This window comes from Tahibacter sp. (assembly GCF_032229445.1).
In the GTDB taxonomy this organism is placed as follows: Bacteria; Pseudomonadota; Gammaproteobacteria; order Xanthomonadales; family Rhodanobacteraceae; genus Tahibacter.
Genome location: NZ_JAVTWC010000127.1, coordinates 77663 through 101083 on the forward strand (window position 1 = coordinate 77663; position 23421 = coordinate 101083).

The following is a 23421-nucleotide window of genomic DNA, read 5'->3' on the forward strand; positions in this document are numbered from 1 at the left end:
CTCAGCCGTGCACGACGGGCATTGGCGCGCCGCACGTGACACGGGCGGGTCGTTTCTCCTGACGCGCCTCTCCCTCGTGCGCGACCCCGCGTAAGCCTGCCGTCAATCCATTGACGGATTCCGATCATCCCGGTGTCACCCGCATGTCGCCGCGGCCTCCCATGCTGCCATCGAGCGGCCATTGCTATCCGCGCCATGACGGCGCGCATGCGACGCCGCCTCGTCGACACTCTTCAGGGGATAGTGCGCCATGAAATCCGGACGACACCCGCACACGCGGGCCTTCGCCATCTGCAGCCTGCTGGCCTTCACCGCGCTGCCCGCATCGGCCCAGGTCGCGCTGACCACGCTCGGCACCGCGTATACGCAGAACTTCGACACCTTGCCCGCCAGCGGCACCGCCGTATGGGCCAACAACACCACGCTGCCCGGCTGGTATCACGCACGCACCGGCAGCGGCAGCAACCTCGTCGCCGACACCGGCGCCAACAATGCGGGCAATCTCTACAGCTACGGCGCATCCGGCAACGCCGATCGCGCGCTCGGTTCGGTCGGCTCCGGCAACGCCGCCGTCGGCAGCCTGTTCTGGGGCCTGCGGCTGAAGAACACGACCGGCTCCACCATCACCGCGCTCGCCATCACCTACACCGGCGAGCAATGGCGCAACAGCGCCGCGACCGCGCAGTCGATCGCGTTTTCCTATGCGATCGCGCCGAGCTTCAGCGGCACGCTCGCCGAATTCCAGAGCACCGGCACCGCGGTCGCGGCCCTCGATGTCACGAGTCCCGTCACCGGCGGCAGCGCCGCTGCACTGAACGGCAATCTCGCCGCAAACCAGCAGACGCGCAGCGCGACGCTGAGCGGCATCAGCCTGCCCAATGGCAGCGAAATCCTGCTGCGCTGGTCCGATCCCGATCACGGCGGCGCCGACCACGGCCTGGCGATCGACAGCCTCTCGGTCACGCCGCAGGGCAGCGGACCGCAACAGACCACGCTGAGCATCGCCGACGCGAGCCGCGACGAAGGCAACAGCGGCACGTCGACCCTCACCTTCACCATCAGCCTGTCGCAGCCCGCGCCGACCGGTGGCGTGACGTTCGACATCGCGACCAGCGACGGCAGCGCGACCGCGCCATCGGACTACGTCGCCAACGCGCTGACCGCGCAGACCATCGCCGCAGGCGCGACCAGCAAGACCTTCGATGTCGTCATCAACGGCGACACCAGCGGCGAGCCCGACGAGAATTTCCGCGTGACGCTGAGCAATCCGCTCAACGCCGTCATCGCCGACGGCGAGGCCACCGGCACCATCGTCAACGACGACGCACTGCCGCTCGCCAAGATCCACGATGTGCAGGGCAACGGCGCGACCACGCCGATCGGCGCCGGCACCAGCGTCACCGTCGAAGGCATCGTCACCGGCAGCTACCAGGGCAGCAGCAAGCTGTCGGGCTTCTTCGTGCAGGAGGAAGACGCCGATGCCGACGCCGATCCGCTCACCTCCGAAGGCCTCTTCGTCTACTGCGCCGCGTGCCCCACCGCCGTGAGCGAAGGCCAGCGCGTGCGCGTGACCGGCCTGGTCAGCGAATTCTTCGGCCTGACCGAGATCACCGCGAGCACCGCCGGTGCCGTCGCAATCACCGATGCCGGCAACCGCCTCGGCGACATCACGCCGGCGGCCATCGCCCTGCCCGTCGCCGGCGACGTCGATGCGTTCTACGAAGCGCGCGAAGGCATGCTGGTGCGCTTCAGCGACGCGCTGTTTGTATCGGAATACTTCGAGCTTGCGCGCTACGGACAGATCGAGCTGTACCAGGGCGGCCGTCCGCGCCAGTTCACCGAGGACAACGCGCCCGGCGTCGCCGGCTACACCGCGCACCTCGCCGCGCTCGCACGCCGCCGCGTGACGCTCGACGACGAGAACAATGTGGAAAACTGGCCACTGACCCTGGCCGACGGCGCGCAGTACCTGTTTCATCCGCAAGCCAACGGCGGCTTTTCCGCAGGCACTCACGGCAGCGATTTCTTCCGCGGCGGCGACCGCATCGACAACCTGACCGGCGTGCTGCACTGGTCCTTCGCCGGCTTCACCGGCACCGATGCCTGGCGCATCCGCCCGACCCAGGCCACACCGGCGGTGTTCACGCCGGTCAATCCGCGCAGCGCCACGGCACCCGATGTCGGCGGCGCGATCACGGCCGCCAGCGTCAACGTGCTGAACTACTTCACCACGCTGGATACGACGTCGAGTAACTCCTCGGGCCCCTGCGGTCCCAGCAGCAGCCAGGACTGCCGCGGCGCCGACAACAGCAACGAACTCGACCGCCAGCGCGAACGCACGTCCATCGTGCTGTGCGGACTCGACGCCGATGTCGTCGGCCTCGTCGAACTGGAAAACGCCACGACGTCCGCGACCATCGACAACCTGCTCGGCGCCGTCAACGCGCGCTGCGGGGGCGCCCATCCGTACGTCGTCGCCGGCACCGGCGCAGCACTCGGCACCGACGCCATCCGCAACCAGCTGATCTACCGCAGCGGCGTGCTGTCGCCAGTCGGCGGCACGCTCGTCGACAACGACACGATCCACAACCGCCCACCACTCGCGCAGACCTTCGACGTCGTCGAAACCGGCAACCCGGCCTTCGGCCAACGCTTCACCGCGATCGTCAACCACTTCAAGTCCAAGAGCTGTTCCAGTGCGAGCGGCGCGAACGCCGACAGCGGCGACGGCCAGGGCTGCTACGCGTCGCGCCGCACCCAGCAGGCCAGCCGCCTGCTCACGTGGATCGACACTACCGTCGTACCGGCCGCCAACGATCCCGACATCCTGCTGCTCGGCGACTACAACGCCTATGCGAAAGAAACGCCGATCACCACCCTCGCGAGTGCCGGGTACGTCGACCTGCTCAGCGCCCTCGGCGGCCCCGACGCGTATTCCTACCTGTTCGACGGCCAGCTCGGCCACCTCGACTACGCCCTGGCCAGCGCCAGCCTCGCGCCGCAAGTCGTCGGCATCGCCCCCTGGCACATCAACGCCGACGAACTGCCGCAGCTCGACTACAACGACGACGTCCGCGACACCGGCGAAGCGGCCTATGAAGAAGAGCCCAATGGTTCAACGCTGAACCCGCCGCGCACATTGGTGATGGCGGCAAGCCCGTACCGCGCGTCGGACCATGATCCGGTGCTGGTGGGGTTGTTCGATGATGGGGTGATTTTTCGGGATGGGTTTGAGTGAGTTGAGTAGCCGCGCGATATAGAAAACCGTGGCGGCCGGTTTGTTCTGGTCCATCGATCTTCACCAGATCCACGGAAGTGAGCCCCCCGGCAAAAGCCGGGGGCTCAGTTATGTAAGCCGCTCACAATGGCTTGGGACGCGTCGCTTGCGGCACACGTTCCTCGCTCTTGGCGTGATGCTGTATCGCTACGACCCCGTTCGAAATGCGTAGGACTCGGAGAAAGCGCCGTCCGCCTACGGTTCTCCCTCGTCTGGCAGCATCGTTTCGTAGTCCTGGCCGCCGTAGTAGACGCCGAGGATGGACACCACACCCGCGTCCACCATGAAGGCGATAACAACGCGCTTGCGATAATGAGTGACCCTCAGGCCTGGACGGACGTCGTCACGTTTGTTGCCGCGTCGCGGAAAGGTTGAGAGGCTCTCGCAGAACTGAATGATGCCGTCGGTGAAGCGATCGGCGACTTCGGCGTGTGACGCAGACGCTATGTACCGGTACAAGGCCGCGAGCTGTTCCTCGGCCTCAGGCGCGAAGACAATCCGGTAATTCACCGTGACTTGCGGCGCTCAGTGGCAAGACGTGCTCTTACCGCATCAGGAGTGACGGCCCGTGCGGGATCCACCTTCAGCGCGTCGAACGCTGGCCCGACTTGGTTGTGCAGCCAAGCGTCGACCGCCCGATCGCGCGCAAGCAGTACGCGCAGCCCATCGCGAATGACCTCGCTCTCGCTGGCATATTCACCGGCCCGAACCTTTGCCTTGACGACATCGGCCATTTCGTTCGGCAGCGTGATGCTGAGTTGTTGGGTGGTCCGCATCGTACTTCGCTCTGGCGGCAGTAGGATTAAATCCTACCCCGGTGTTCGGTAGGCGGCAACGGCTGAGAACACGCGCACTTGTGTTTCCAACCCAAAGCGGCCGCTGAATTCTCAGAATGCCCGCAGTCGTTTTGCATCGCGCGGCGGCGGCTCGCCGAAAACGCGGCTGTATTCCCGGCTGAACTGCGACGGGCTCTCGTAGCCGACGAGTCCGCTGGCGTTGCTGGCGTCGATGTTCTGGTTGAGCATCAGCCTGTCACATCGAATTCGGTGTCCGCTGCTGGCCGTACCCGGCTGTTGCCGAGCCGAGCGGGTCGCCGACAACATCGGACCCCGATTTCCAAGCACCGCCGCAAATCCTCACTTCCACAGAGCCGACGGACACCGGACTCTTCTGGCCCGAGCCCGACTGCTCGGCGACTACAACGCCTATGCGAAAGAAACGCCGATCACGACCCTCGCGAGCGCCGGCTACGTCGACCTGCTCAGCGCCCTCGGCGGCCCCGACGCCTATTCCTACCTGTTCGACGGCCAGCTCGGCCACCTCGACTACGCACTGGCCAGCGCCAGCCTCGCACCCCAGGTCGTCGGCATCGCCCCCTGGCACATCAACGCCGACGAACTGCCGCAACTCGACTACAACGACGACGTCCGCGACACCGGCGAAGCCGCCTATGAAGAAGAGCCCAACGGTTCAACGCTGACCCCGCCGCGCACGCTGGTGATGGCGGCGAGCCCGTACCGCGCTTCGGACCATGATCCGGTGCTGGTGGGGTTGTTTGATGATGGGGCTATTTTCAGGGATGGGTTTGAGTGAGTTGAGCGGCCGCGCAATGTAGAAAACCGTGGCGACTGGATTGTTCTGGTCCATCGATCTTCATCAGATCGATGGACCAGAACCGAATAGAGAGCCTGCAACGCCAGCACGCGGCCGTAGACCGACAGTCCGAGTTGCCCATGCGGCCAACTTCAGGAAGAGGTGCCTCTCCAGGTCGACGTCCGGTAAAATCGCCCCCTCAGCGGGAGCGGCGAAGAATGACTGTTTTTACAATCGGTTACGAAGGGCTGGACATTGATGCCTTCGTGTCGTTGCTCGCTCGGCATGGTGTCGGCACCGTCGTGGACATCCGCGAGCTGCCGCTGTCTCGTAAACCTGGCTTTTCGAAGAAGGCGCTGGCCAGCATGCTCAGCCTTTCCGGCCTCGATTACGTTCATATGGTCGATCTGGGCTGCCCGAAGCCTGTGCGCGACGGCTACCGGGAAGATGGGGACTGGAAGCGGTATACCTCGAGCTTCCTCAAACACCTGAAAGCGCAGAGCGTTGCCATCGGCGAGCTGGCTGAACTTGTGCAGTCATCGACATGCGCACTGCTGTGCTACGAAGCCGACTTCAACTACTGCCACCGCTCCATGGTGGCGGACGCAGTGAGCAAGCACTGCGGAGCGAACATCGAGCACATAGCGGCTAGAGCAAAGGCATCTGCAAGTCGTCAGCTGGGTTTCGCCTAGGCGGGTAGAACAGGCTGATGATCAGCCACTGGTCTGGAAACCGGTGCTGGTTGCCCATCAGGAACATCAGATCCTTGCTGATAAGGTCGTCTTCCAGCTTCGCGCGGAATTTCTCCTTCCAGCCATCGGCACCATGCTGACGGTGCATTTTCCAGAACAGTACCCCGGCCTCCCAATCAACGATCTTGTGCTTGAAGGGCTTCTCGCCTTCCGGCGTGTCGCAGACACAGGAATAGTAGAAGTCAAAAGGCAACTTGCGCAGCTCTCTTACCTGCTGCTTGGCCTGCAACTCGGAAAACAGATCGCCCTGCATCTGGGCACGCGTCAATTTTTCCCTTTCTTCATCCGTCCACTCTCTGTGACGGGCGTCTTTGATCTCAAGGCCCAGCACCCTTTTCGGCTGTAGCAGTGCGATCGAAGCCCCGCAATCCTGACGAGCCTGCTCGATCTCGTCGTAACTGCCGAACGTGGGCATCTTGTCCATCCACTCGCGGCGTTCGGCCCAGTTCTGTCGGGGTGTAACCTCATCCTTGGTCACCAGTGTCCCGATGTCGACCTTGTGGCTCTCGGGGCGATGATCGGCAGCCGCCTTCTCTAACCCCGCCTCAATCCACTGCCATTTCTTGAACTGCTGATCCTGTTCGATCATGCGAAACGGCACGGGATAGAGGCGACGCATCGCCCCGTCCTGGTTGATGCCAGCAACGCAGGACGTCTCGACATGCTTGGCGCTGGGCGAAGGATACGTTTTCGCCAGGACCAGGATACGTTCGCGTCGAACCAGTGCCATCGCTTACCCCAGTAACCTGAAGGGCGTGTGCCGCTACCGTGACTGACCTCTCACGGCATGTCGCCGTTGCTCCAACAATGTTCGACCAGTCTCATCCGGTACGGCGCAGCTTCTCAGCCTGTGGATTGCGGTAACGGGCTCTTCGCCGCCAGCGTCTCCCGGCGCTTACTCTTCGGCTTTCCCGGCGCGACTCGCTTTTCGGGTGCCCGAATCAGGTGGTCGATGCTGAAGCATTGCAGAGCGTCGGGTGCGACGGCGCTGACAGACGCGGGCGGATCGGTAGCAGTCACGACGAAATGATCAAGGGTCACGACATCTATCAAGCTAAGCGCCTTGCTTATTTCGCGAGTGATCGCGACGTCAGCCGACGACGGCCAGTTCCCACCTGAAGGATGATTGTGCGCAAACAGCGCAGCCGCGGCATTGTGGCGCAGCGCGGACTTGACGACTTCGCGTACCGGAACGGGAGCGCCGTTGATCGTGCCGCGGAAGAGCTCTTCGAACGCGATCAGCCGGTGGTGCTGGTCGAGCCATGCGGCAGCGAACACTTCGTGTTCGCGCTCGGCGAGGCGCAGGCGGAACCAGTCGGCGACTACCGAAGGTTTGTTGAGCAGTACGCCGGGGCGGCGTGCGCGGCGCTCCAATGAGCGAAGGGCGCGTCGAACCAGATCGTCGTGAGCGGTTCGCTTGGCAAGCCTGCATTGGTTCGTCGCGGCCATAGTTGCGCCCTCCCCTCGTTGTCATGGTGCTTGGGAGGTGCCATCCGTGGCATGCAGCTCCTGCAAGTCACCATACATTCCTCGGCAGGCTTTGCCAAATCTGTTTCGTTGATAGCAAATCCAACAAAATGTTGTGCATCGAGTTAAATGAACAGCATCTTTTTGTTGGCGCCACCGTAGTCGTCCCTTCGCCAGCGGCGATGACAACGATATGCAGCGGTACGGAAACTATCGGCTCTTGAAGTTGTGGCGGCCGCCGCACTTGCTAGCGTGCCAACGCCTGTTCCTCTGCACCGTAAAAACTGCAGACCGCGCGAACGCCCAGACGAGAAGAATGGCTGTGAGTTATCGCTAAGCGCGAAACTTCGTCCCTGCGAAAATCACCGCATCGATATCGGCGAAGTGCGTTAGCCACGGTACGACACGGGAGCAGCGGTGTAGTTGAATGCACACGACCAACCGGTATCATTTGGAAGACCAAGGAAAAAGAAAGACAATTTTTAGCAGTACGGGCGGCGGCGGTCCGCCTACGGCAAGCAGGCAAAGCGATCGATAGAAAACTGAAGTGACCCGGCATGCCCCAAACGCGCTCTCGAGACATCAATCCGCCCGATCAGAGAAATCAAAGTAAGCGCAGGCTGAGGCGTGAGAACGGCATACTGTATGGTGAACCATCGAGTGCTCAGCCATACTGCTCCGCAATCGCCTTCGTACAACAAGACTCGATTACCTCAAAACACTCTCGGGAGTGAGACATGAGCATAGCGGCGCAGTACGGCAAAGTAGTGCTCCTGAAGACTGCTTGGAGTGAGTTCTACGACGGTGACCCCATATCGGGAAACTTCGGTTACCTAAAAAAGCATGGCCCGAAAAGCGGCCATGAAAAGTATAACTTCGCGTCGAGACGTGGCGTCTATCACGGCTACTGCCCACCGCCTGGCCCGAAGCCAACCCAACCAAGTGGCTGGACCGTCATCTGGGTGGCGAAGAAGCCAGGCACCAAGGGTGTTCGCGTGGTCGGGGTCTACTACGACGCCACGTTCAGCGGAGAATACGTCGGGTTCGACGTGGGCGACGAAGATATCTCGTATTGTGTCTCCGCCAAATCGGCGCTGTTTATTCCGCCAGAACTTCGGTCAGAGGCTTTCGCATCACCCGTAAGGTCCGGCTCCTGCTGCTACCTGCAGATCCCAGGCACGCCGAGCAAGTATCGCCGGCTGCTCACAAAGCTGCTCAAGTTCATCGAAGCCACGCAAAGCGACGCGGAATCGCTGAAACGGGAAAGCTCCGGCACCGGATTTCCCGATAGTGAGACACGGCGCAAGGCCGAAAAAGCAGCGGTAGACTTCGTCACGAACCACTATAAGAAAAATGGCTATGCCGTAAAGAGCCGCGAATCCGAACATGTTGGCTTCGATCTCGAAGCGCGTCGCGGGAAAACGATCCTGAGGATTGAAGTCAAGGGAACTGGGAGCGCTGTCCCTTACGCATACGTCACCGCGAACGAACGAAAGGCTGCGCTGGGCGACCGCGATTCAACTTGGCTGATGTGCATGGTCACGGATGTGCATAGCACGCCTCAACTGCACACGTATACCAGCAAGGAATTCCTGTCGACCTTTTCGCTCGACCCGATTTGCTATCGAGCAGTATTGAAGTGACAAACGTCTTCAATCTAGCCATTTTGCCGGCTCGCCATCAGCCACGAGCACCTGAGAACGGCACTGTTTGAACGATAACGCTCGCGGACGACGGCCAGCGTAGATGCGGCTATTGGTCTGACTCTAGTAGCAATGGTTGGTCGTCGGCAGTGAGATCCCCGCTGAAAGGAAATAGGCCATAGCGACCATGATGGGGGTTTCTGCTGAACATCAACGACTGCTCAAGGCTCATGATCGCCTCGGGTGGATCGATATTTTCGACCACGATGACCTGAGTGTTGCTGGGCAACGCTTCCAAGTAAGCATAGAACTGCTCCTGGAGATCAGTGCCTCTCAGATCATCCTCTGTCCCATCCGGCTTTCGATAGGCGAGCAGAGGGGAGTCGAGAACGATGAAGCCAGTATGGGGTGTGCGATGTTTCCGGCAGAAAGCAAGAAGCCCTACGGTGAAGGCCGCATGGGTGATGGCTCGGAACCCCTTGCCGAAAGCGCTACGTGACTTTCCGCCAATGACCAGATCACGGGCTTTGGTATCGAAGTGCACGTCCCCCGAGCCGGGAAAGTGCCAATCCGCCAGGATCTTCTCAACAGTCTTGGCGAAAGCGTGGGTCACCGTGGTTGAGATCTCCGTGCTGCCGGACGTGTCGCTCTTCGCATCGTCAGAATCCTTCTCCAGATCCGCGTATCGACGCTCCATGTCCTGCACCGTGGCATAGAGAGCAAGCGCCTCGCGCACCTCGGCCCGCTTATCAGCGAACTCAGAGTAGGACCTCCGGAGGGTCGAGAGCTTTGGCGAAATCAACTCCTCAACAGACTCGGAAATCGACGTTAGCTCCTCGATAGCAGCTGGCATCCTTCGATCAAAGCTAGCCCCTTCGCGCTCAAGGTCACGAACCGTCTTTGCCAGTTCTGCACGTAGCACTGCAATCTTGGCGATTTCGGATCGGGCCGCCTGAACGACTGCGACTGTGTCTCCATTGCAGTCAGCGTCAGGACGGTGATGGGTCGGTGTGGCACCGCAAAGCGGACAATCACCAGCGCCGAGCACATTGAACAATGTTCCGCCTTCTTCGATGCCGCGTAGCCGTTCGATATCGGACACATAGTGCCTGTCCAGAAGGGCAAATCGCTCCAGCATGGCCCCTACTTCCGCACGTCGCTCACGACTCTCCTCCAGCTTCTTTCTCAACTCACGCCGCTTGCCGGCAGCCTCCTGAAACTCTGCCTCTGTGGTGCTTACCTGGATAGCTTGCTGTCGCAGTGAAGTGTCGAGCTTCTCGAGCTGTTCCTCCAGCTCCTTCGGACTCTTGGTGAGCTCCTTCAGTCGCGCCCGATAGTCATCAAGAAGCTGATCGAGAAGCTGGAGCTTGCCGTCGCGAGTCAGCTCTTCAGGCTGGCCTCTATTGCTGGCGACCAGTGTGGAATCGTCCGTCCCCGTCAGAAGTAGCTTGAACGTCGCGACATTAGGCGTGTTGGCTGTGGGGTTACCGTCAAACAGGGGCGAAGTTTTATCAATGATTTCCGTCTCGTCGACGATCATCAGACGCGCGATATTTCGAAAGCTCAGGCTCTGAGTTTCGTTTCGCGAGTTCTTCCGCACGCGCTTTCCGCCCAGGCCACAGAAGTTCAGGAGGAATGACGACAGGTTCGTGTCGTTCTTCTCACTGTGCTTGTCGTCCAGCAGCTTATATGGCGTTTCGGCTTCGGGCGGTGCTTCGTGCAACCCGTCGTATAGCCGGAATGCCCCGCCCTCCATGCTACGCCACAGTGTGTACGACTCGCCGGCTAGTGTTTCCATGCCTAGAAGAATGAGGTCGTAGCCGACACGCTCGGGTATATCGCGCAGCGGTGGCTTGCCGCCCAGCATGAAATCGACAGCTTCGACAACGAACGATTTTCCGGTGTCCGACGAACCATAGAGGACGTTCAAGCCTGGCCCGAACGTAATACTCGCCGGCGGCTTGTCCGGCCCGAAAAAGCCGAGAAAGCGCAGGCGAAAACCCAGATGCGGCTCACTCATGGATCGCCTCCTACGCTCCGCTCAACGTGCTGGAACTCCTCGACCCACTTGTCAAAGAAGCGCCGCATTATCTTTTTGAACTGCTCTTCGGTGAGACTTCCGACCGTGTCTACAAGCCAGATCGCACGCTCCTTGAGAGCCACCAGGTAGCCAGAAGACACGGAGGACAGAAAGGTCGTGGCGTTCTCACCCGCCCCGTACCTGATGCCATCTGCAGTGACTTCACGCGCCACGAGGTCGCGGGTCATCATCAGAAGCAGCGATTGCTCGACCAGCTTGCGGCGGACGAGCAGCTCAGCCGAGGGGGTTGGCGTGGGTGGATGCAAGTTGTCCGGGCCATCGATATCACCGGTATGCACCAGCAAATAATCGAGGGCCACGAGGCGCTGAAGATCGTAGGTCTGCGGGTAGGCCGCGCCCAGAATCGAGACCGCCCGAATGCCTGCCTCCAATGGCCCATTGAACGTGGCCGGCTTGCTTTCCCGGCTCATGACTTGGTCCACCGCAGGCGCTCCTCGTTCACAAGCTGATGGCAGATCCCATCCCGATCCTTGGGATTCGTGCAAGTGATGAGGGCATTGGCCGTAATCTGCATGTCCCGTGCCGCCTTCGTCACGGCACAGACCTTCTCGAAACCATCGGTGTGAGTCGCGTCGTGCGTATCGATCACACCACCATGAATGTCGTCCAGCAGAGACTCAAAAGTGCCCGGAGGAACACTGTCGCGCGCGAACACGCGCAGCGATTCAGCTTCATAGAACGCCTCTCTCTGCCTTCGGAAGTGATCCTTGAGTTTTGCCACCGGCAAAGCGGCGGGGTTGGTCACGGTCTTGCCGGTGTGTTCGCTGTATGCACCGAGCAACTGCTTCACATAGCGGCTTTCGGTGGCGGTGACCTGCTGCGGCGGCTTCTTTGACGCTGGGCGATTGGGCAGTCCACCACCGAAACGCGCGGAATGGACCGGGGTCTTACTGTGATCGGCGACGAGCTGGAGGGATGTCTTGGCATCGAATATGGAGAAGTCAAACGCGTCTACATAGGCCTTGAGCTTCGCATCGAGTGGTACAGCCTGGGTATTCGTGATGGCGCCTTTGACGTGCTTTTCCCAGTTGGCAATCAGCTCTTCGCGTAGCTTTTCAGCATTCGCAAACAGCCGACTGAGGGATGTGCCCGCACCCCGTGGGGAAACGAAGTAGTAACGGCGCGGCGGCTTATATTCACCGTTATACGAATACCAGATGACCTTGCCAAACTCAGCCCAGACATCGCTGGGCATGATGGCGTGGTCATAGTGCTTGCACTGATAGTTGTCCCAGACGCCTTGCAAACGCGCGTCGTCCACGAAGCCGGCAACGTCGATTCCCATGTCTCCGGCGCCCGAGAATCGCCGCACGCCTTTATACGTCGCCGGAAGACAGTAGTAAGCCCACTCCTCGACAAATCCCTCCCACTCATTGGGGGAGTAGATCATCAACCGTTGCTGCGGTGGCATAACAGGACCGGTGGCCACCTGGGAGGCAGTGACGGCGGTCGGAGGGTCTGGTGGTTTCTTGATGGCATCCCACTTCCCCGTCATGCCTTACCTCCGTTCAGACCGCACTCTTGGGCCGATTTGAGTTCCGCATCCGAGGCGCGGCGCCCTTCCCTTTGCCCCACTGGGCGGCCCCAGCAGGCGAGCTAAGCGCAGTTCGAGGATGAATGCTGTCAGCTGATTTTGCGTCTACGAGCGCATTTGTCGCTTACCTTACCCCACCTACTCGGCGCCTGATCGCCCAATCTCCGTGGCAGGAAACATGCCCCCATCCGCACTGGCTTCCCATGGACCGGAATCCGCCCCCTCCAGTTGGCTTCACATGGTCCGAAATGCTGGCTTCCCATGACCCGAGACCGTGGCCTCACATGGCCCGGAATGCTGGCTTCCCGTGGGCCGGAACCTTGGCTTCTCATGAACCGGAATATTCAAGCGGCGATGACAACGGTGTGCAGCGGTACGGAAATAATCGGCCTTGAAGTCGTGGCGGCGACGAGGACAGTCTCATTGTCGTGTTGGCGCCGCCCGGCGATCAAGGATCCGCATGGGTCGCTCATGATGCACTCTGAGTGCTCCACCGATTTCCTGTCGCACGAGCAAGACTGACGCGGCATCTCGGCCGCCGCCCCGACCTCGATAACTTCGCACCGCGCTTCGTCTCCTGAAAATCACTCAGCGTTGATTGATTGCCAGAGACCGATGACTGCGCGGCACGCGTCGATCGCCAATTTCCATTCACCGACGACTGGAAACCAGTCACCGATGCCTGAAATTCAGAGGACGACGGGTAGTGAACCACTCGCTGGCCTCTGATTTTCAGAGGACGGTGATTGACGATCAATCATTGATGAGTAGCGATCACTCAGCGGTGCCTGAAAAGCAGACACCGATGACTGATAGTCAGTCTCGCGTGAGTGATTTTCAGGCATCGTGCACGAAAGCTGGGTTTCGATCGGCCTGTCAGTCTACGGGCGCGTGGTAAGCGGCGCATCAATGGCCAGGTACACAGCTCCAGGCTGTGCCTCTACCGGAGCGGCTGCCGATCTACCCTGAAATGACGAAAGCCCCCGAAGTGGGGGCTTTCGGCGCCGGCCAGAACACCAGCCGCCACATCGGCTTCCAGTATTCCCAATCAATCGAGCCGCTTCCAAAACCGATCCGACCGCGGCACGTAGTTGTTCTCGTAGTTCAGCGACATCACGATGCGCTGCGTACGTCCGCCAATCTCGTCGCGCGGGACGAAGCCGATGACGCGGCTATCGGCGCTGTTGTCGCGGTTGTCGCCCATGGCGAAGTAGTGGCCTTCGGGGACGGTGACCGGGCCGAAGTTGGCGCGCGCGGTGAGGTGGGGGCTCAGGCGTACGCGGTGGGTGATGCCGAGCAGGTGTTCGTTCGCGAATACGGCGTTCTGCGTCTCTTCGATGCCGTCGTACTGCGCGGCGATGCCGTTGACGATGAGGCGGTTGTCGATGAGTTGTACGCGGTCGCCGGGGATGCCGACGACGCGCTTGACGAGGCGGGTGTTGGCGGCGGCGGAATCGAAGATGATGACGTCGCCGCGCTGGGGATCGGCGAAACGCGCGAGGCTGTGGTGAGTGAGTGGGACGTTGAGGTCGTAGGCGAGCTTGTCGACGAGGATGCGGTCGCCTTCGACGATGCTCGGCAGCATCGAACCGGTCGGCACGGTGTTCCAGTCGGCGAAGGAACTGCGGAACACGACCATCAGGACAACGAACACGAGGAAGCCGCGATTGCGGCGGATCAGGCTGGACAGGTTCTTCGCATTCATGGCGGGATCTCGGGTAGCGGTGCGCGGGTGCGGCAAGGCCGAAACGGTTTGGATGGAACGGCGGCGCCGAAGTTCCGGGGCGGCGCCGCCCTGATTCTATAGCGCACTGCACTCGCGTCGGCTCGCGTTGCGAGGCCAGCGAGTGCGACCGCGCTGCCCATGTGCGTGCGCCCCGCAGCGGACGGCCTCCGCGCGCGTCGGAAGACGCGATCCGATCGAACGACCTGCCCTGTGACGTCAATGGTGCTGCCCTGTGCCAAGCGCCACGACGCACTCCGCGCGCGCGGCGGATGCGCCGGCATTCGGCCGCGCGCTCGCCGAGGGGCGCCACGACGCCGTAGGCGCAAGCGGATGCCTCACAACGCTTCGCAGGGGCGCTTCGCTCGTCCGGAAACCACCGATCCCGACTTGCCTGTCCATCGGACGCTTCGCCTTCCTGTGGCAGGAGTCGAAGCGCCCCGACAGCAGCGCATTCCCCGCGCATTTTCTCTGATAGTTTTAGCCGAAAATTTGCGCTTATCAGCGCCTCATGCGCCGAAAATTCGCCGCTAGTGTATGTATTGTTTTCTGCTTTATTGCAGACCTATACTCGTCGCGCCCAGCCAAGCTCAGCACCCAGCCAGGGGAAAGCCATGCGTCGCATCGTTCGATCGAAGGCGCGTTTCGCGCCAGTGTTCGGGGTCGTTGTCGTTCTGGGTGCGGCCGCCACGGCCGTGGCGCAGCAGCCGGCCATCACGCCGCAGGTCAGCATCGACCAGGCCCGGATCCACGACTATCCGCTGCGCAAGATCCTGGAGTCCGGCGGCGATTTCCACACCACGCCGTTCACGCCGGAGGACGGCCACGGCGAGGGCCAGGAAGGCCCGCGTGCACGCCAGCGCCAGGCTTTGTATCCCGAGGCTTTCCCTAACTTTCCGTTCCTGCGTGTCAACGGGCTCGACTCGCAGAGCTGCTACGAATGCCACAACACCATCGGCAGCTACGTGCCGCCGGACTATTCGACCCAGGCGCTGCTGCGCAAGCCCAGTCCCGTCGGCGGCTCGGCGGGCCTCGCGAGCAATGCCTTCATCAATCCGAATTTCCCGTGGCAGCTGACGTATCTGATCCGTAATCCGCCGCATGTATTCGGCACGGGCTATGCGCAGTCGGTCGGCGGGGAAATGTCGACGGAGCTGGGGCTGCGGCGCGAGATCATCACGCGCGCGGCGATCCGCCTCGCGAAGATCGAAGGCCGCCCGGTGTCGCTCAGCATTCCGCTGCGCGCCAAAGGCCTGCCGTTCGGCACCTATGCCACGCAGTGCGATCCCACTGGCCAATGCACGCCGGACACCAGCAAGGTCACCGGCGTGGCGTCGGACCTGATCGTGCGTCCGTTCCAGTGGAAGGGCATCGCGTCCAGCGTGCGCCACTTCGTACGCGATGCGCTGGATTTCCACTTCAGCATGCAGGCGGTCGAGAAGGTCGGCCATATCGACTGCGACCGCGACGGCAAGATCGATGAGATGACGCTGGGCAATGTCACGGCGCTGACGTCGTTCGTGGCGATGACGCGCCCGCCCTATGTGGTGATACCGACGGACAAGCCGGGCAAAGATCGCTTCGAGCGCGGCAAGGCGATTTTCGAAGGCACGGCAAGGGATCTCGACGGCCGCCTCACCGGCACCATGTGCGCGAGCTGCCATCTGCCGAGCCTCACGCTGGAACTGCCGGAACTGGTGGTGGAGGATCCCGGCGTGGCCAACGTCACGTCCATGGACGGCTGCCCCAGCGAAACGCTGCTGATCAATCCCGAGCCGCCGGAGCGCCACGCAACCACGCAGCAGGTGAAGCTGCGCGTCGCGGCGATCCTCGCGCACGGCAATGCGGCTGCACTCAACCTCGAAGCCACCGATGCCAAGTCGCTGAATGCCGAGGCGATCGACGCGTCGGTGAACTCGCTGCTGGCCAGCGTGCCGGTGCCGGCGCTCAGTGCCGGTGATCTGCGCATCAACCTGACCAAGCCCGGCGACGCGCCGGCCTATGTCTATCCGCGCCTGCCAGCACGGACGAACACCGCACCGGTCACCGTGCCGCTGCTCAGCGATCTGCGCACGCACAACATGGGCAGCGGCCTGCAGGATGTCGGCGTGCAGGGCGCGGACGTCACCGGCATCGAGATCGCGCCGCCGCTGTTCCTGACCCGTCCTCTGTGGGGCGTGGCCGACACCGGTCCGTGGCTGCACGACGGCCGCGCGCGCACGCTGAAGGAAGCCATCCTGTTCCATTCCAGCCCAGGCAGCGAAGCCAATCCGGTCGTCGATGCGTTCAAGCAGCTGAGCGAGGCGGACCAGCAGGCCGTGGTCGCGTTCCTGCTCGCGCAGCGCCTGCCGATCGCCATCGACATCCACCAGGGCAAGTAGCACGCCCGCCCCTGCCCGCTCGCGGACGCTGGCCGTTCGCGCAGCGGGCGACGCGGCGTCGGCGCGCGTCGATGCCGCGGTCCGATCACTGCACGACGAACCCCATCGGAAACCGCTGCCATGAGCCTCGCCGCGTTTGTCCGTCCGCCCGAACACGTCGATGTGCTGATCGTCGGCGGCGGTGTGTCCGGCCTGTATTGCGCCTATCGTCTGCTCGATGAAACGCCGGGCCTGAAGATCGCCATCGTCGAGAAGGACGGCCGCGTCGGCGGTCGCCTGGACACCGATCGCGTCGTGATCCTCGACGACAGCGGCAAGCCGGTCGAGGCCAAGGATGAAGAAGGCGGCATGCGCTTCAACTTCCAGATGCAGGAACTGATGGAACTCGCGCACCGGCTGAATCTGGATTCGCACATCGTTCCGTTCGGCATGGGCGATGCGAACAACCGCTACTACGTGCGCGGCCACAGCTTCACCGTCGGCGAGGCCGCGGCGAACGGCAATGCGATCTGGAGCGCGCTGTATACGCTCGATGTGCGCGAGCAGGGCCTGAGCCCGGGCCAGCTGATCGACAGCGTCTATCGCGCCATCCTCGCGCAGAACCGCTGCGATCCGCCGGCCAATCCGACGCCGCAGTTCTGGCAGCGCTTCCGCAACGCGTTTCACTACGACGGCACGCCGCTCAATGCCTGGGGCCTGTGGTCGCTGCTGCGCCGCTACGGCTATTCGCAGGAATGCATCGCGATGCTCAGCGATGTGCTCGGCTTCGCCGGGCCGTTCCATTCGAGTTCCAACGCCGGCGACGCACTGCAGATCCTGCTGGATTTTCCGAGCGATCCGAAATTCCACGCCTTCGACCAGGGCTTCAGCACGCTGATCGATGCGCTGGTGGCGCAGATTGCTGGCAAGGCCTCGATCACGATCGGCGCCACGGTCGTCGCGCTCGAGGCCGCGGCCGACGAGCGCATCGGCGCGCGCTGGCTGTCGACGCCGGGCGTCTATCCGGATGCGCCGCAGCACGGCCACATCAGCGCCAACCGCGTGATCCTCGCGCTGCCGAAGAACGCGTTGCAGACATTGACCACGGCCTCGCCGCTGCTCGCCGGTGACGGCGACGCGTACGCGCGGCTGCAGCACAATCTCGATGCGGCCGTGGGCATGGTGCTGACCAAGGTGAATCTGTATTTCGACAACGCGTGGTGGCGCGACGGCAGCACGAACCGCGCGCCGATCGCCGACGGCCCCTCGTTCACCGACCTGCCGGCCGATTCGTTCTACGTCTTCGATCCGATCGCCGGCACCTCGGCGACCGGACCGGCCGCGCTGACCCTGTATTGCGATTTCAACAACGCGGATTTCTGGCAGGAGCTGCAGGAGATCGGCCCGGCATTCACGTCCCCGCTGCAGCAGCACTACGACGGCGAAGTACCGCAGGTGCTGTTCGCCGCGTCGCAGGCGGTGGTCGACGAAATGCGCCGCCAGTTGCAGGACGTGTTCGCAACCTTCACCGTGCCGCAGCCCGTACTGACCAGCTACCGCCGCTGGGGCAACAGCGAATTCTTCGGCTACGCCTACCACCAGTGGGCCCGCGGCGCCGACGACCGCGACGTGATTCCGCAGCTGGCGCGGCCTTATGCAAACCTGGCCTTGTATACCTGTGGCGAGGCGTATTCGGACCAGCAAGGCTGGGTCAACGGCGCGCTGCGGTCGGCGGATATCGTGCTGACGACTTACTTCGGGTTGACGGCGTGGGTGGCGGATGGGGATGGCGGGACGACCTGATTGGGTGGTAGCCGACGAAGTCAGGCCTGTGTGCAGTATGCGCTGCGCACTTCCTTCCTTCGCCTCGTTTATACGCCGCCGAGCTGATCCACGAATAGCGTTTTCGGACTATCAAGGAACGAGATCGGTACGTTCATCAAGGCGGAATCCGCGGGCAACGTCAAGGCTCATGCGATAGTTTCTGGGGCTGGCCCCAGGCCTCCAGCGCTGCCATCCACGCATCGAACTGACGGCAGTGCGCACGTATCGCAGGCAAACCGATCTCCTGCGCAATGATCGGGCCGTGCTCCGTTTTGTTGTAGGAACGGTGTTCGAATATCTCGAGTATGCGTTTGGACGGTGCCGTTTCTCGACTATTGTTGATGTGTTCCGGTGTTTCGAAATTCCGTTTCACAACGGCTAGCGAAGTCCTAACTTTCTCGTTCCAGCCATCCAGCACGAACTGGAACTGCTCAATGTCCGAGAACAGCAGAGCCTCGAATTCGTGCATCTGCACATACGGCATGACATAGCGCGGATCGGCTTTTAGCTTGCCGCCTACCAGGCCGTCAAAGATCGCTTGCTCAAGCTGCTGCCTGGTGCGACCTGCGGCGTCTTGGAACCCGTAGAAATCCACCAATGAGGTAACGCGATCGGCGTTGTGGTACTCATGCATCATGAAGTTAACGAGGCGCTCGACCGTTACCCTGCCGCCGCGATGCTGCCCGGAAGGTGCGCGAAGTAGGCTTGGATAGGCGGTTATCTGATAACCCATCAGATGCGGCGTGACACACCGCAGGATGAACTCGACTTCCGTCTGGCCTTCGCAGACGATGCAGATCCGGGTCATGGAACAGCACCGACTGGCTCCTTGAGCCAAATGTCCGATAGCAGGTAATCGTCATCCAGCCATTCCTGATACTTGACCCTGGGCAAATTTCGCAATGTTGTCGCCCCATTGATGCTATTCGCCACGATCAAGTTTTCAAGATTGAAGCAGTCGACCATATACGGTGACTGTGTTGCGATGAAAACCTGCTTGACCTGCGCCACACGCTTCATCATTTCCGAGACTAGGGTGATTGCATGAGGGTGCAAGCCAAGTTCAGGCTCGTCGAAGAACAGCACGTCGGGTAAGCGTTCGTCGGGGAGGCCTAGCAACGTGAGCAGGCAGAACAGCCTCAGAGAGCCGTCGGATGTGAGATGTGCGCCGAATACCTTGTCACTATGACTGCCCTTCCAGCGTAGTAGCACCTTGCCAGCAGCAGGCTCGAGCACAAAGTCAGAAAACGTAGGGAAAACACGTTGAATCTGGCGAACGATCTGCGAGTAGCGTGTGAGCGCGTTGGTTCGCAATTCGAGCAGTATGGCCGCGAGATTCCCACCGTCAGAACGCAGACGCACGCAGTCGGAAGTGTCCCAGCTCTTGTGGAGATTGGCATTGGCCGACGTATCGTGAAACTGATACGTAGTGCATTCCCGCAGCAGGCGAAAGATGGTTTTAGCGGTCTTGTTCACCTGCTGCGGCAAGAGCGATTCGGCACTGGGGCCGCTCAGCGCGGTCCAACGGGCCTCGCCAGGTTTGTCGCTCGCGGAGAACCGATATCCCTCGTCAATGATCATCACGCGGTCGCCGGCAGACAGGTGTGCCAAGCCGAACCGGTAGTCGTTCAAACCTACGTCAGTCTCAATACGGATACTCGCGTTGATCTGCGTGGTGCGGCGCGATCCCATGAAGAACTGATCGTCGCCTCCGCCCTGCCGTAGCACGAACTCCTGCAGCTTTTGCGCACGCATCATCCAGCCAAGCATTTCGAAGAATCGTATGAAGCTGGATTTGCCGACACCGTTAGCGCCAATGAGTACTGTCAGTGGCAGCAACTTGAGCTTTTCGACTCGTTCAAGGCTGCGAAAACCTTCCACGCTGAGTTCGGCGATACGGCCTTTCAGGCGCGGAGGATGGTCGTGTATCTGCATTTCAAGAGCACTCCGCGAAAAACATACTTTCTACGTCCTACTCGCTGCGATTCGCGCGAAGTGGGGTGTATTGCCCGGGCGACGTTCACCACCAGCCGTTAAGCGCCAAACAATGGCAGGGTAGTGCACAAGCCATCGTGGCAGCAATCCGCAGGCCACTGGATTCACGCGCCTTTCCCGAACTTCGAAAATTCAGATGGGCTAGCTACCTGAAAGCCGCTCATCGAGCATGATGCATAGAGTCAACAGCGTGATCCGGATAGCAGCGTATTCGTATTCTAGTGTCGCCCGCGCAGTACCGGCACGCGGGCCCGTTCACCCAAACGCCAACCCCAGCGCACGCGCCACTTGCAGCACGTCGGCCACCGCGACATCCAGCACCTCGCTCCGGCGCGCAATGCGCGGCCGGGCGTCCAGCGTGCAGGTCAGTGCAGCATCGAGCAGCGTCGCGTGCGCGCGGGCCAGCAGACCGGCCTGTTCTTCGGATAGCAGTGCATGCGCAGCAGCGATGCGGATCAGGTTCGCGCTGTTGCTCGATTCGAGCAGCGCGGGAATCCGCGCCGCGTGGGCCAGCACCAGGGCCTGCAGCAGGAATTCGATATCGAGCAGCGCGCCGGCACCTTGCTTGATGTCGAGCTGGTCCGGGTTGGAGCGATCACGTTCGGCACGCCAGCGCGCGCGCATCGTGGCGACGTGTTCGAACACCGCGTCGGTTTCGCGCGGCAGGCCGAGCACGGCGGCGCGGGCGCTCGCGAAGCGGCGCGCGAGGGTGCTGTCGCCGGCGAGCAATCGTGAGCGCACGAGTGCCTGATGCTCCCAGGTCCAGGCGCGCTCGCGCTGGTAGTCGGCGAAGCCCTGCACGCTGGTGACGAGCAATCCCTTGCCGCCGTCGGGACGCAGGCGCACGTCAACTTCGTAGAGCCGGCCGGCGCGCGTCATCGTGGTCAGCAGGTGCACCACGCGCTGGGCGATGCGTGCGTAGTAGCGCTGCCCGTCCAGCGGCTTCGCGCCGTCGCTGTCGACCTGACCCAGCGCTTCGTCGTAGAGAAACACCAGGTCGAGATCGGACGCGAAGCCCAGCTCCGCGGCGCCGAGCGAGCCGTAGCCCACGATGGCCAGTCCGCTGCCGCTGCCGAGGTGACCGGGCAGCTTGCCGTGTGCTCGGATCGCGTCGCGCTCGGCGTGCGCGAGCACGGTCGCGACGAGGGTTTCGGCGAGCACGGCGAGCCGGCGCGAGGTGTCGACCGCGTCGGCGCGCCTGCCGAGGAACGCGAGGCCCAGGCGAAAACCGAGGCTGTGCTTGATCTCCTGCAGCAGTTCGATTTCCGCTTCGGCATCACCGCCGTCGAGCGTTGCGACGCGGCGTGCGATTTCCGATTCGATAGCGCCGCGGTCGACCGGCACGGCGTCGAGGCGCGGGTCGAACAGGTCGTCGATCAGCAGCGGATGCGCGATGACGCGCTCGGCCAACCATGCGCTGTCGGCGAACAGCGCGATCAGGCGCTTGCGCGCTCCGATCTGTTCGTCGAGCAGCACGAGATAGGCCGCGCGCCGCACGATCGCGTGCAGCAGGCGCACGAGACGTTCGAGGCAGGCCGCCGGCGCGCGGCTCGCCGCGGCGGCCTGCAGCAGTTGCGGCATCAGGCGGTCGAAGCGTTCACGCGAGCCGCTGGCCATGCTGCGCACGGCGGGCGAGCGCACGAGGCCGAGCAGCGCCTCGCGCACGGGCTCTGCGGGTACGAAGCCGGCCTCGGCCAGTTCGCTCGCGTTGCCGTCGTCGCGGTCGAGGTTGCGCCACAGCTGCAGCCAGCTGTCGGGCGTCAGCGGCGTGGCGCCCTTGTCGAGCGGCGCGAGCAGGGCGCGGAATTCTTCGGCGACGCCGTCGCGTTCGTTCGCCAGCGCGATTCGGAAGGCAGCAGTATCCGCATGGCCCAGCGCCTGGGCGATGCGCTCGACGAGCTGCGCGTCGGCGGGCAAGGCGTGGGTCTGTTCGTCGCGCAGCATCTGCAGGCGGTTTTCGGCACGGCGCAGGAACAGATAGCTGCGGCGCAACTGCTGCGCGCGCGCTTTTTCCATGACGCCCAATTGTTCACACGCGGCCAGCGCCGGCAGCAGGCCGCGCACGCGCAGGCTAGGCTCGCGGCCGCCGCGGATCATTTGCAGCAGTTGCACGATGAACTCGATCTCGCGAATCCCGCCGGGGCCGAGTTTCAGGTTGTCGGTGAGATCCTTGCGCACGACTTCGGCGTCGATCAGCGCCTTCATCTCGCGCAGGCCGCCGAAGGCGGTGTAGTCGAGATAGCGCCGGTAGACGAAGGGCCGCAGCGTTTCGCACAGGCGCTTGCCGGCGGCGAGGTCGCCGGCGACGGGCCGCGCCTTGATCCAGGCATAGCGTTCCCAGTTGCGGCCTTCGCGCTGGTAGTACTGCTCCATCGCGGCGAACGACAGCGCGACGCGGCCGGCGTTGCCGAACGGGCGCAGGCGCAGATCGACGCGATAGACGTAACCGTCGACGCTGACTTCGGCGAGCAGCTTGACCATCTGCTGGCCCAGGCGCGCGAAGAACGCTTCGTTGTCGAGCGGACGCGCGCCGTCGGTCTGGCCGTTCTCGGCGTAGGCCAGGATCAGGTCGACATCGGAGGAAAAATTCAGTTCGCCGCCGCCGAGCTTGCCGAGACCCAGCACGACGAGGCGCTGCGCCTGGCCCTTGGCGTCGCGCGGCAGGCCGTGACGCGCGCCGAGATTGGCTTCGGCATAGCGCAACGCAGACTCGAGGCAGGTTTCGGCCAGCGCAGTGGAACCGTCGAGGGTGTCGGTCACGCTGTCGAGCCCGTTGACGTCGCGCCAGATCAGCCGCAGTGCCTCGCGCTTGCGGAAGCGGCGCAGCAGCGTCATCTGGCGCGCTTCGGCGCGCTCGGCCGGATCGATCTGCCACACGCGCGCGTCGGCCGGACGCGGATCGCTCATGAGCATCAGCGCCTCGGGCGCGAGCAGGGCCGGATCGCGCGAGAAGCAGTCGTAGGCGAAGTCGCTCGCGAGCAGCACGCGCTGCAATTGCTCGGCCACGCCGGCGTCGTCGTAGAACGGCACACCGGCCTCGCGGCAGCGCGCAAGCAGATGCGCGTAGCGGTTCTCGAGGAAGTCGGCGAAGGAAGTCGCGGCAGAGGTCATGGGCCGCCGATTCAAGCAGATTCGCGCGGGGATTGCGCGCC

Annotated in this window: 18 protein-coding genes; 6 read left to right on the top strand and 12 right to left on the bottom strand. The window is 62.6% G+C overall.

Going from position 1 to position 23421, the window contains the following annotated elements; translation table 11 throughout:
* The first annotated feature begins 250 nt into the window (after positions 1 to 250).
* Positions 251 to 3238, top strand: a complete 2988-nt coding sequence (locus RUU78_RS24520; RefSeq protein WP_313920413.1) for an ExeM/NucH family extracellular endonuclease — start codon at positions 251 to 253, stop codon at positions 3236 to 3238.
* 234 nt (positions 3239 to 3472) lie between these two features.
* Here RUU78_RS24520 and RUU78_RS24525 read toward each other — a convergent pair whose 3' ends face one another.
* The 3 genes from RUU78_RS24525 to RUU78_RS24535 all read right to left on the bottom strand — a co-directional run bounded on the left by RUU78_RS24525 (position 3473) and on the right by RUU78_RS24535 (position 4302).
* Positions 3473 to 3787, bottom strand: a complete 315-nt coding sequence (locus RUU78_RS24525) for a type II toxin-antitoxin system RelE/ParE family toxin (RefSeq protein WP_313920414.1) — start codon at positions 3785 to 3787, stop codon at positions 3473 to 3475.
* Positions 3784 to 4053 (bottom strand): type II toxin-antitoxin system ParD family antitoxin, encoded by a 270-nt coding sequence (locus tag RUU78_RS24530; protein ID WP_313920416.1) that lies wholly within the window; start codon positions 4051 to 4053, stop codon positions 3784 to 3786. The genes RUU78_RS24525 and RUU78_RS24530 overlap by 4 nt, the downstream gene beginning before the upstream one ends.
* Positions 4054 to 4164: 111 nt before the next feature.
* Positions 4165 to 4302 carry a hypothetical protein gene (locus RUU78_RS24535; RefSeq protein ID WP_313920418.1) on the bottom strand — a complete coding sequence of 46 codons (138 nt, stop codon included), beginning with the start codon at positions 4300 to 4302 and terminating at the stop codon, positions 4165 to 4167.
* Here RUU78_RS24535 and RUU78_RS24540 point away from each other — a divergent pair.
* Both RUU78_RS24540 and RUU78_RS24545 read left to right on the top strand, forming a co-directional pair.
* On the top strand, positions 4295 to 4870 hold the full coding sequence (locus RUU78_RS24540; protein ID WP_313920419.1) for a hypothetical protein: 576 nt from the start codon (positions 4295 to 4297) through the stop codon (positions 4868 to 4870). The genes RUU78_RS24535 and RUU78_RS24540 overlap by 8 nt on opposite strands.
* 218 nt (positions 4871 to 5088) lie before the next feature.
* Positions 5089 to 5562 carry a DUF488 domain-containing protein gene (locus RUU78_RS24545; RefSeq protein WP_313920421.1) on the top strand — a complete coding sequence of 158 codons (474 nt, stop codon included), beginning with the start codon at positions 5089 to 5091 and terminating at the stop codon, positions 5560 to 5562.
* Here the strand turns inward: RUU78_RS24545 and RUU78_RS24550 are convergent.
* Both RUU78_RS24550 and RUU78_RS24555 read right to left on the bottom strand, forming a co-directional pair.
* Complete coding sequence (locus tag RUU78_RS24550) at positions 5519 to 6352, bottom strand: hypothetical protein (protein WP_313920423.1); 834 nt, start codon at positions 6350 to 6352, stop codon at positions 5519 to 5521. The genes RUU78_RS24545 and RUU78_RS24550 overlap by 44 nt on opposite strands.
* A gap of 113 nt (positions 6353 to 6465) precedes the next feature.
* Complete coding sequence (locus RUU78_RS24555; protein WP_313920425.1) at positions 6466 to 7071, bottom strand: JAB domain-containing protein; 606 nt, start codon at positions 7069 to 7071, stop codon at positions 6466 to 6468.
* 755 nt (positions 7072 to 7826) lie between these two features.
* On the opposite strand from RUU78_RS24555, the gene RUU78_RS24560 reads away from it, so the two are divergent.
* Positions 7827 to 8732, top strand: a complete 906-nt coding sequence (locus RUU78_RS24560; RefSeq protein ID WP_313920426.1) for a DUF3883 domain-containing protein — start codon at positions 7827 to 7829, stop codon at positions 8730 to 8732.
* Positions 8733 to 8841: 109 nt separating this feature from the next.
* On the opposite strand, the gene RUU78_RS24565 is transcribed toward RUU78_RS24560, so the two are convergent.
* From RUU78_RS24565 to lepB, 4 genes are all read right to left on the bottom strand, one after another.
* Positions 8842 to 10752, bottom strand: a complete 1911-nt coding sequence (locus tag RUU78_RS24565) for a hypothetical protein (RefSeq protein ID WP_313920428.1) — start codon at positions 10750 to 10752, stop codon at positions 8842 to 8844.
* On the bottom strand, positions 10749 to 11243 hold the full coding sequence (locus tag RUU78_RS24570; protein WP_313920430.1) for an ABC-three component system middle component 2: 495 nt from the start codon (positions 11241 to 11243) through the stop codon (positions 10749 to 10751). Before RUU78_RS24570 ends, RUU78_RS24565 begins: the two co-directional genes overlap by 4 nt.
* On the bottom strand, positions 11240 to 12328 hold the full coding sequence (locus RUU78_RS24575) for an ABC-three component system protein (RefSeq protein ID WP_313920432.1): 1089 nt from the start codon (positions 12326 to 12328) through the stop codon (positions 11240 to 11242). Before RUU78_RS24575 ends, RUU78_RS24570 begins: the two co-directional genes overlap by 4 nt.
* Before the next feature lie 1087 nt (positions 12329 to 13415).
* On the bottom strand, positions 13416 to 14072 hold the full coding sequence (gene lepB, locus RUU78_RS24580; RefSeq protein ID WP_313920433.1) for a signal peptidase I: 657 nt from the start codon (positions 14070 to 14072) through the stop codon (positions 13416 to 13418).
* 632 nt (positions 14073 to 14704) lie between these two features.
* Here lepB and RUU78_RS24585 point away from each other — a divergent pair.
* Together RUU78_RS24585 and RUU78_RS24590 are read left to right on the top strand one after the other, a co-directional pair.
* Complete coding sequence (locus RUU78_RS24585) at positions 14705 to 16471, top strand: di-heme oxidoredictase family protein (protein WP_313920435.1); 1767 nt, start codon at positions 14705 to 14707, stop codon at positions 16469 to 16471.
* A 120-nt stretch (positions 16472 to 16591) separates the two neighbouring features.
* On the top strand, positions 16592 to 18253 hold the full coding sequence (locus tag RUU78_RS24590; RefSeq protein ID WP_313920437.1) for an FAD-dependent oxidoreductase: 1662 nt from the start codon (positions 16592 to 16594) through the stop codon (positions 18251 to 18253).
* Between the two features lie 160 nt (positions 18254 to 18413).
* Here RUU78_RS24590 and RUU78_RS24595 read toward each other — a convergent pair whose 3' ends face one another.
* From RUU78_RS24595 to glnE, 3 genes are all read right to left on the bottom strand, one after another.
* Positions 18414 to 19082 (bottom strand): DUF4276 family protein, encoded by a 669-nt coding sequence (locus tag RUU78_RS24595; protein WP_313920438.1) that lies wholly within the window; start codon positions 19080 to 19082, stop codon positions 18414 to 18416.
* Complete coding sequence (locus RUU78_RS24600) at positions 19079 to 20209, bottom strand: AAA family ATPase (protein ID WP_313920440.1); 1131 nt, start codon at positions 20207 to 20209, stop codon at positions 19079 to 19081. Before RUU78_RS24600 ends, RUU78_RS24595 begins: the two co-directional genes overlap by 4 nt.
* A gap of 315 nt (positions 20210 to 20524) precedes the next feature.
* Entirely contained in the window at positions 20525 to 23380 is a 2856-nt protein-coding gene (gene glnE / locus RUU78_RS24605; RefSeq protein ID WP_313920441.1) for a bifunctional [glutamate--ammonia ligase]-adenylyl-L-tyrosine phosphorylase/[glutamate--ammonia-ligase] adenylyltransferase, read from the bottom strand.
* Positions 23381 to 23421 lie beyond the last annotated feature (41 nt).

Bases quoted from the DNA above. Each gene is read 5' to 3' on its own strand.
- glnE (WP_313920441.1), bottom strand. From the start codon at position 23,380: ATGACCTCTGCCGCGACTTCCTTCGCCGACTTCCTCGAGAACCGCTAC.
- RUU78_RS24520 (WP_313920413.1), top strand. From the start codon at position 251: ATGAAATCCGGACGACACCCGCACACGCGGGCCTTCGCCATCTGCAGC.
- RUU78_RS24600 (WP_313920440.1), bottom strand. From the start codon at position 20,209: ATGCAGATACACGACCATCCTCCGCGCCTGAAAGGCCGTATCGCCGAA.
- RUU78_RS24595 (WP_313920438.1), bottom strand. From the start codon at position 19,082: ATGACCCGGATCTGCATCGTCTGCGAAGGCCAGACGGAAGTCGAGTTC.
- RUU78_RS24585 (WP_313920435.1), top strand. From the start codon at position 14,705: ATGCGTCGCATCGTTCGATCGAAGGCGCGTTTCGCGCCAGTGTTCGGG.
- RUU78_RS24575 (WP_313920432.1), bottom strand. From the start codon at position 12,328: ATGACGGGGAAGTGGGATGCCATCAAGAAACCACCAGACCCTCCGACC.
- RUU78_RS24555 (WP_313920425.1), bottom strand. From the start codon at position 7,071: ATGGCCGCGACGAACCAATGCAGGCTTGCCAAGCGAACCGCTCACGAC.
- RUU78_RS24535 (WP_313920418.1), bottom strand. From the start codon at position 4,302: ATGCTCAACCAGAACATCGACGCCAGCAACGCCAGCGGACTCGTCGGC.
- RUU78_RS24550 (WP_313920423.1), bottom strand. From the start codon at position 6,352: ATGGCACTGGTTCGACGCGAACGTATCCTGGTCCTGGCGAAAACGTAT.
- lepB (WP_313920433.1), bottom strand. From the start codon at position 14,072: ATGAATGCGAAGAACCTGTCCAGCCTGATCCGCCGCAATCGCGGCTTC.
- RUU78_RS24590 (WP_313920437.1), top strand. From the start codon at position 16,592: ATGAGCCTCGCCGCGTTTGTCCGTCCGCCCGAACACGTCGATGTGCTG.
- RUU78_RS24565 (WP_313920428.1), bottom strand. From the start codon at position 10,752: ATGAGTGAGCCGCATCTGGGTTTTCGCCTGCGCTTTCTCGGCTTTTTC.
- RUU78_RS24560 (WP_313920426.1), top strand. From the start codon at position 7,827: ATGAGCATAGCGGCGCAGTACGGCAAAGTAGTGCTCCTGAAGACTGCT.
- RUU78_RS24530 (WP_313920416.1), bottom strand. From the start codon at position 4,053: ATGCGGACCACCCAACAACTCAGCATCACGCTGCCGAACGAAATGGCC.
- RUU78_RS24570 (WP_313920430.1), bottom strand. From the start codon at position 11,243: ATGAGCCGGGAAAGCAAGCCGGCCACGTTCAATGGGCCATTGGAGGCA.
- RUU78_RS24545 (WP_313920421.1), top strand. From the start codon at position 5,089: ATGACTGTTTTTACAATCGGTTACGAAGGGCTGGACATTGATGCCTTC.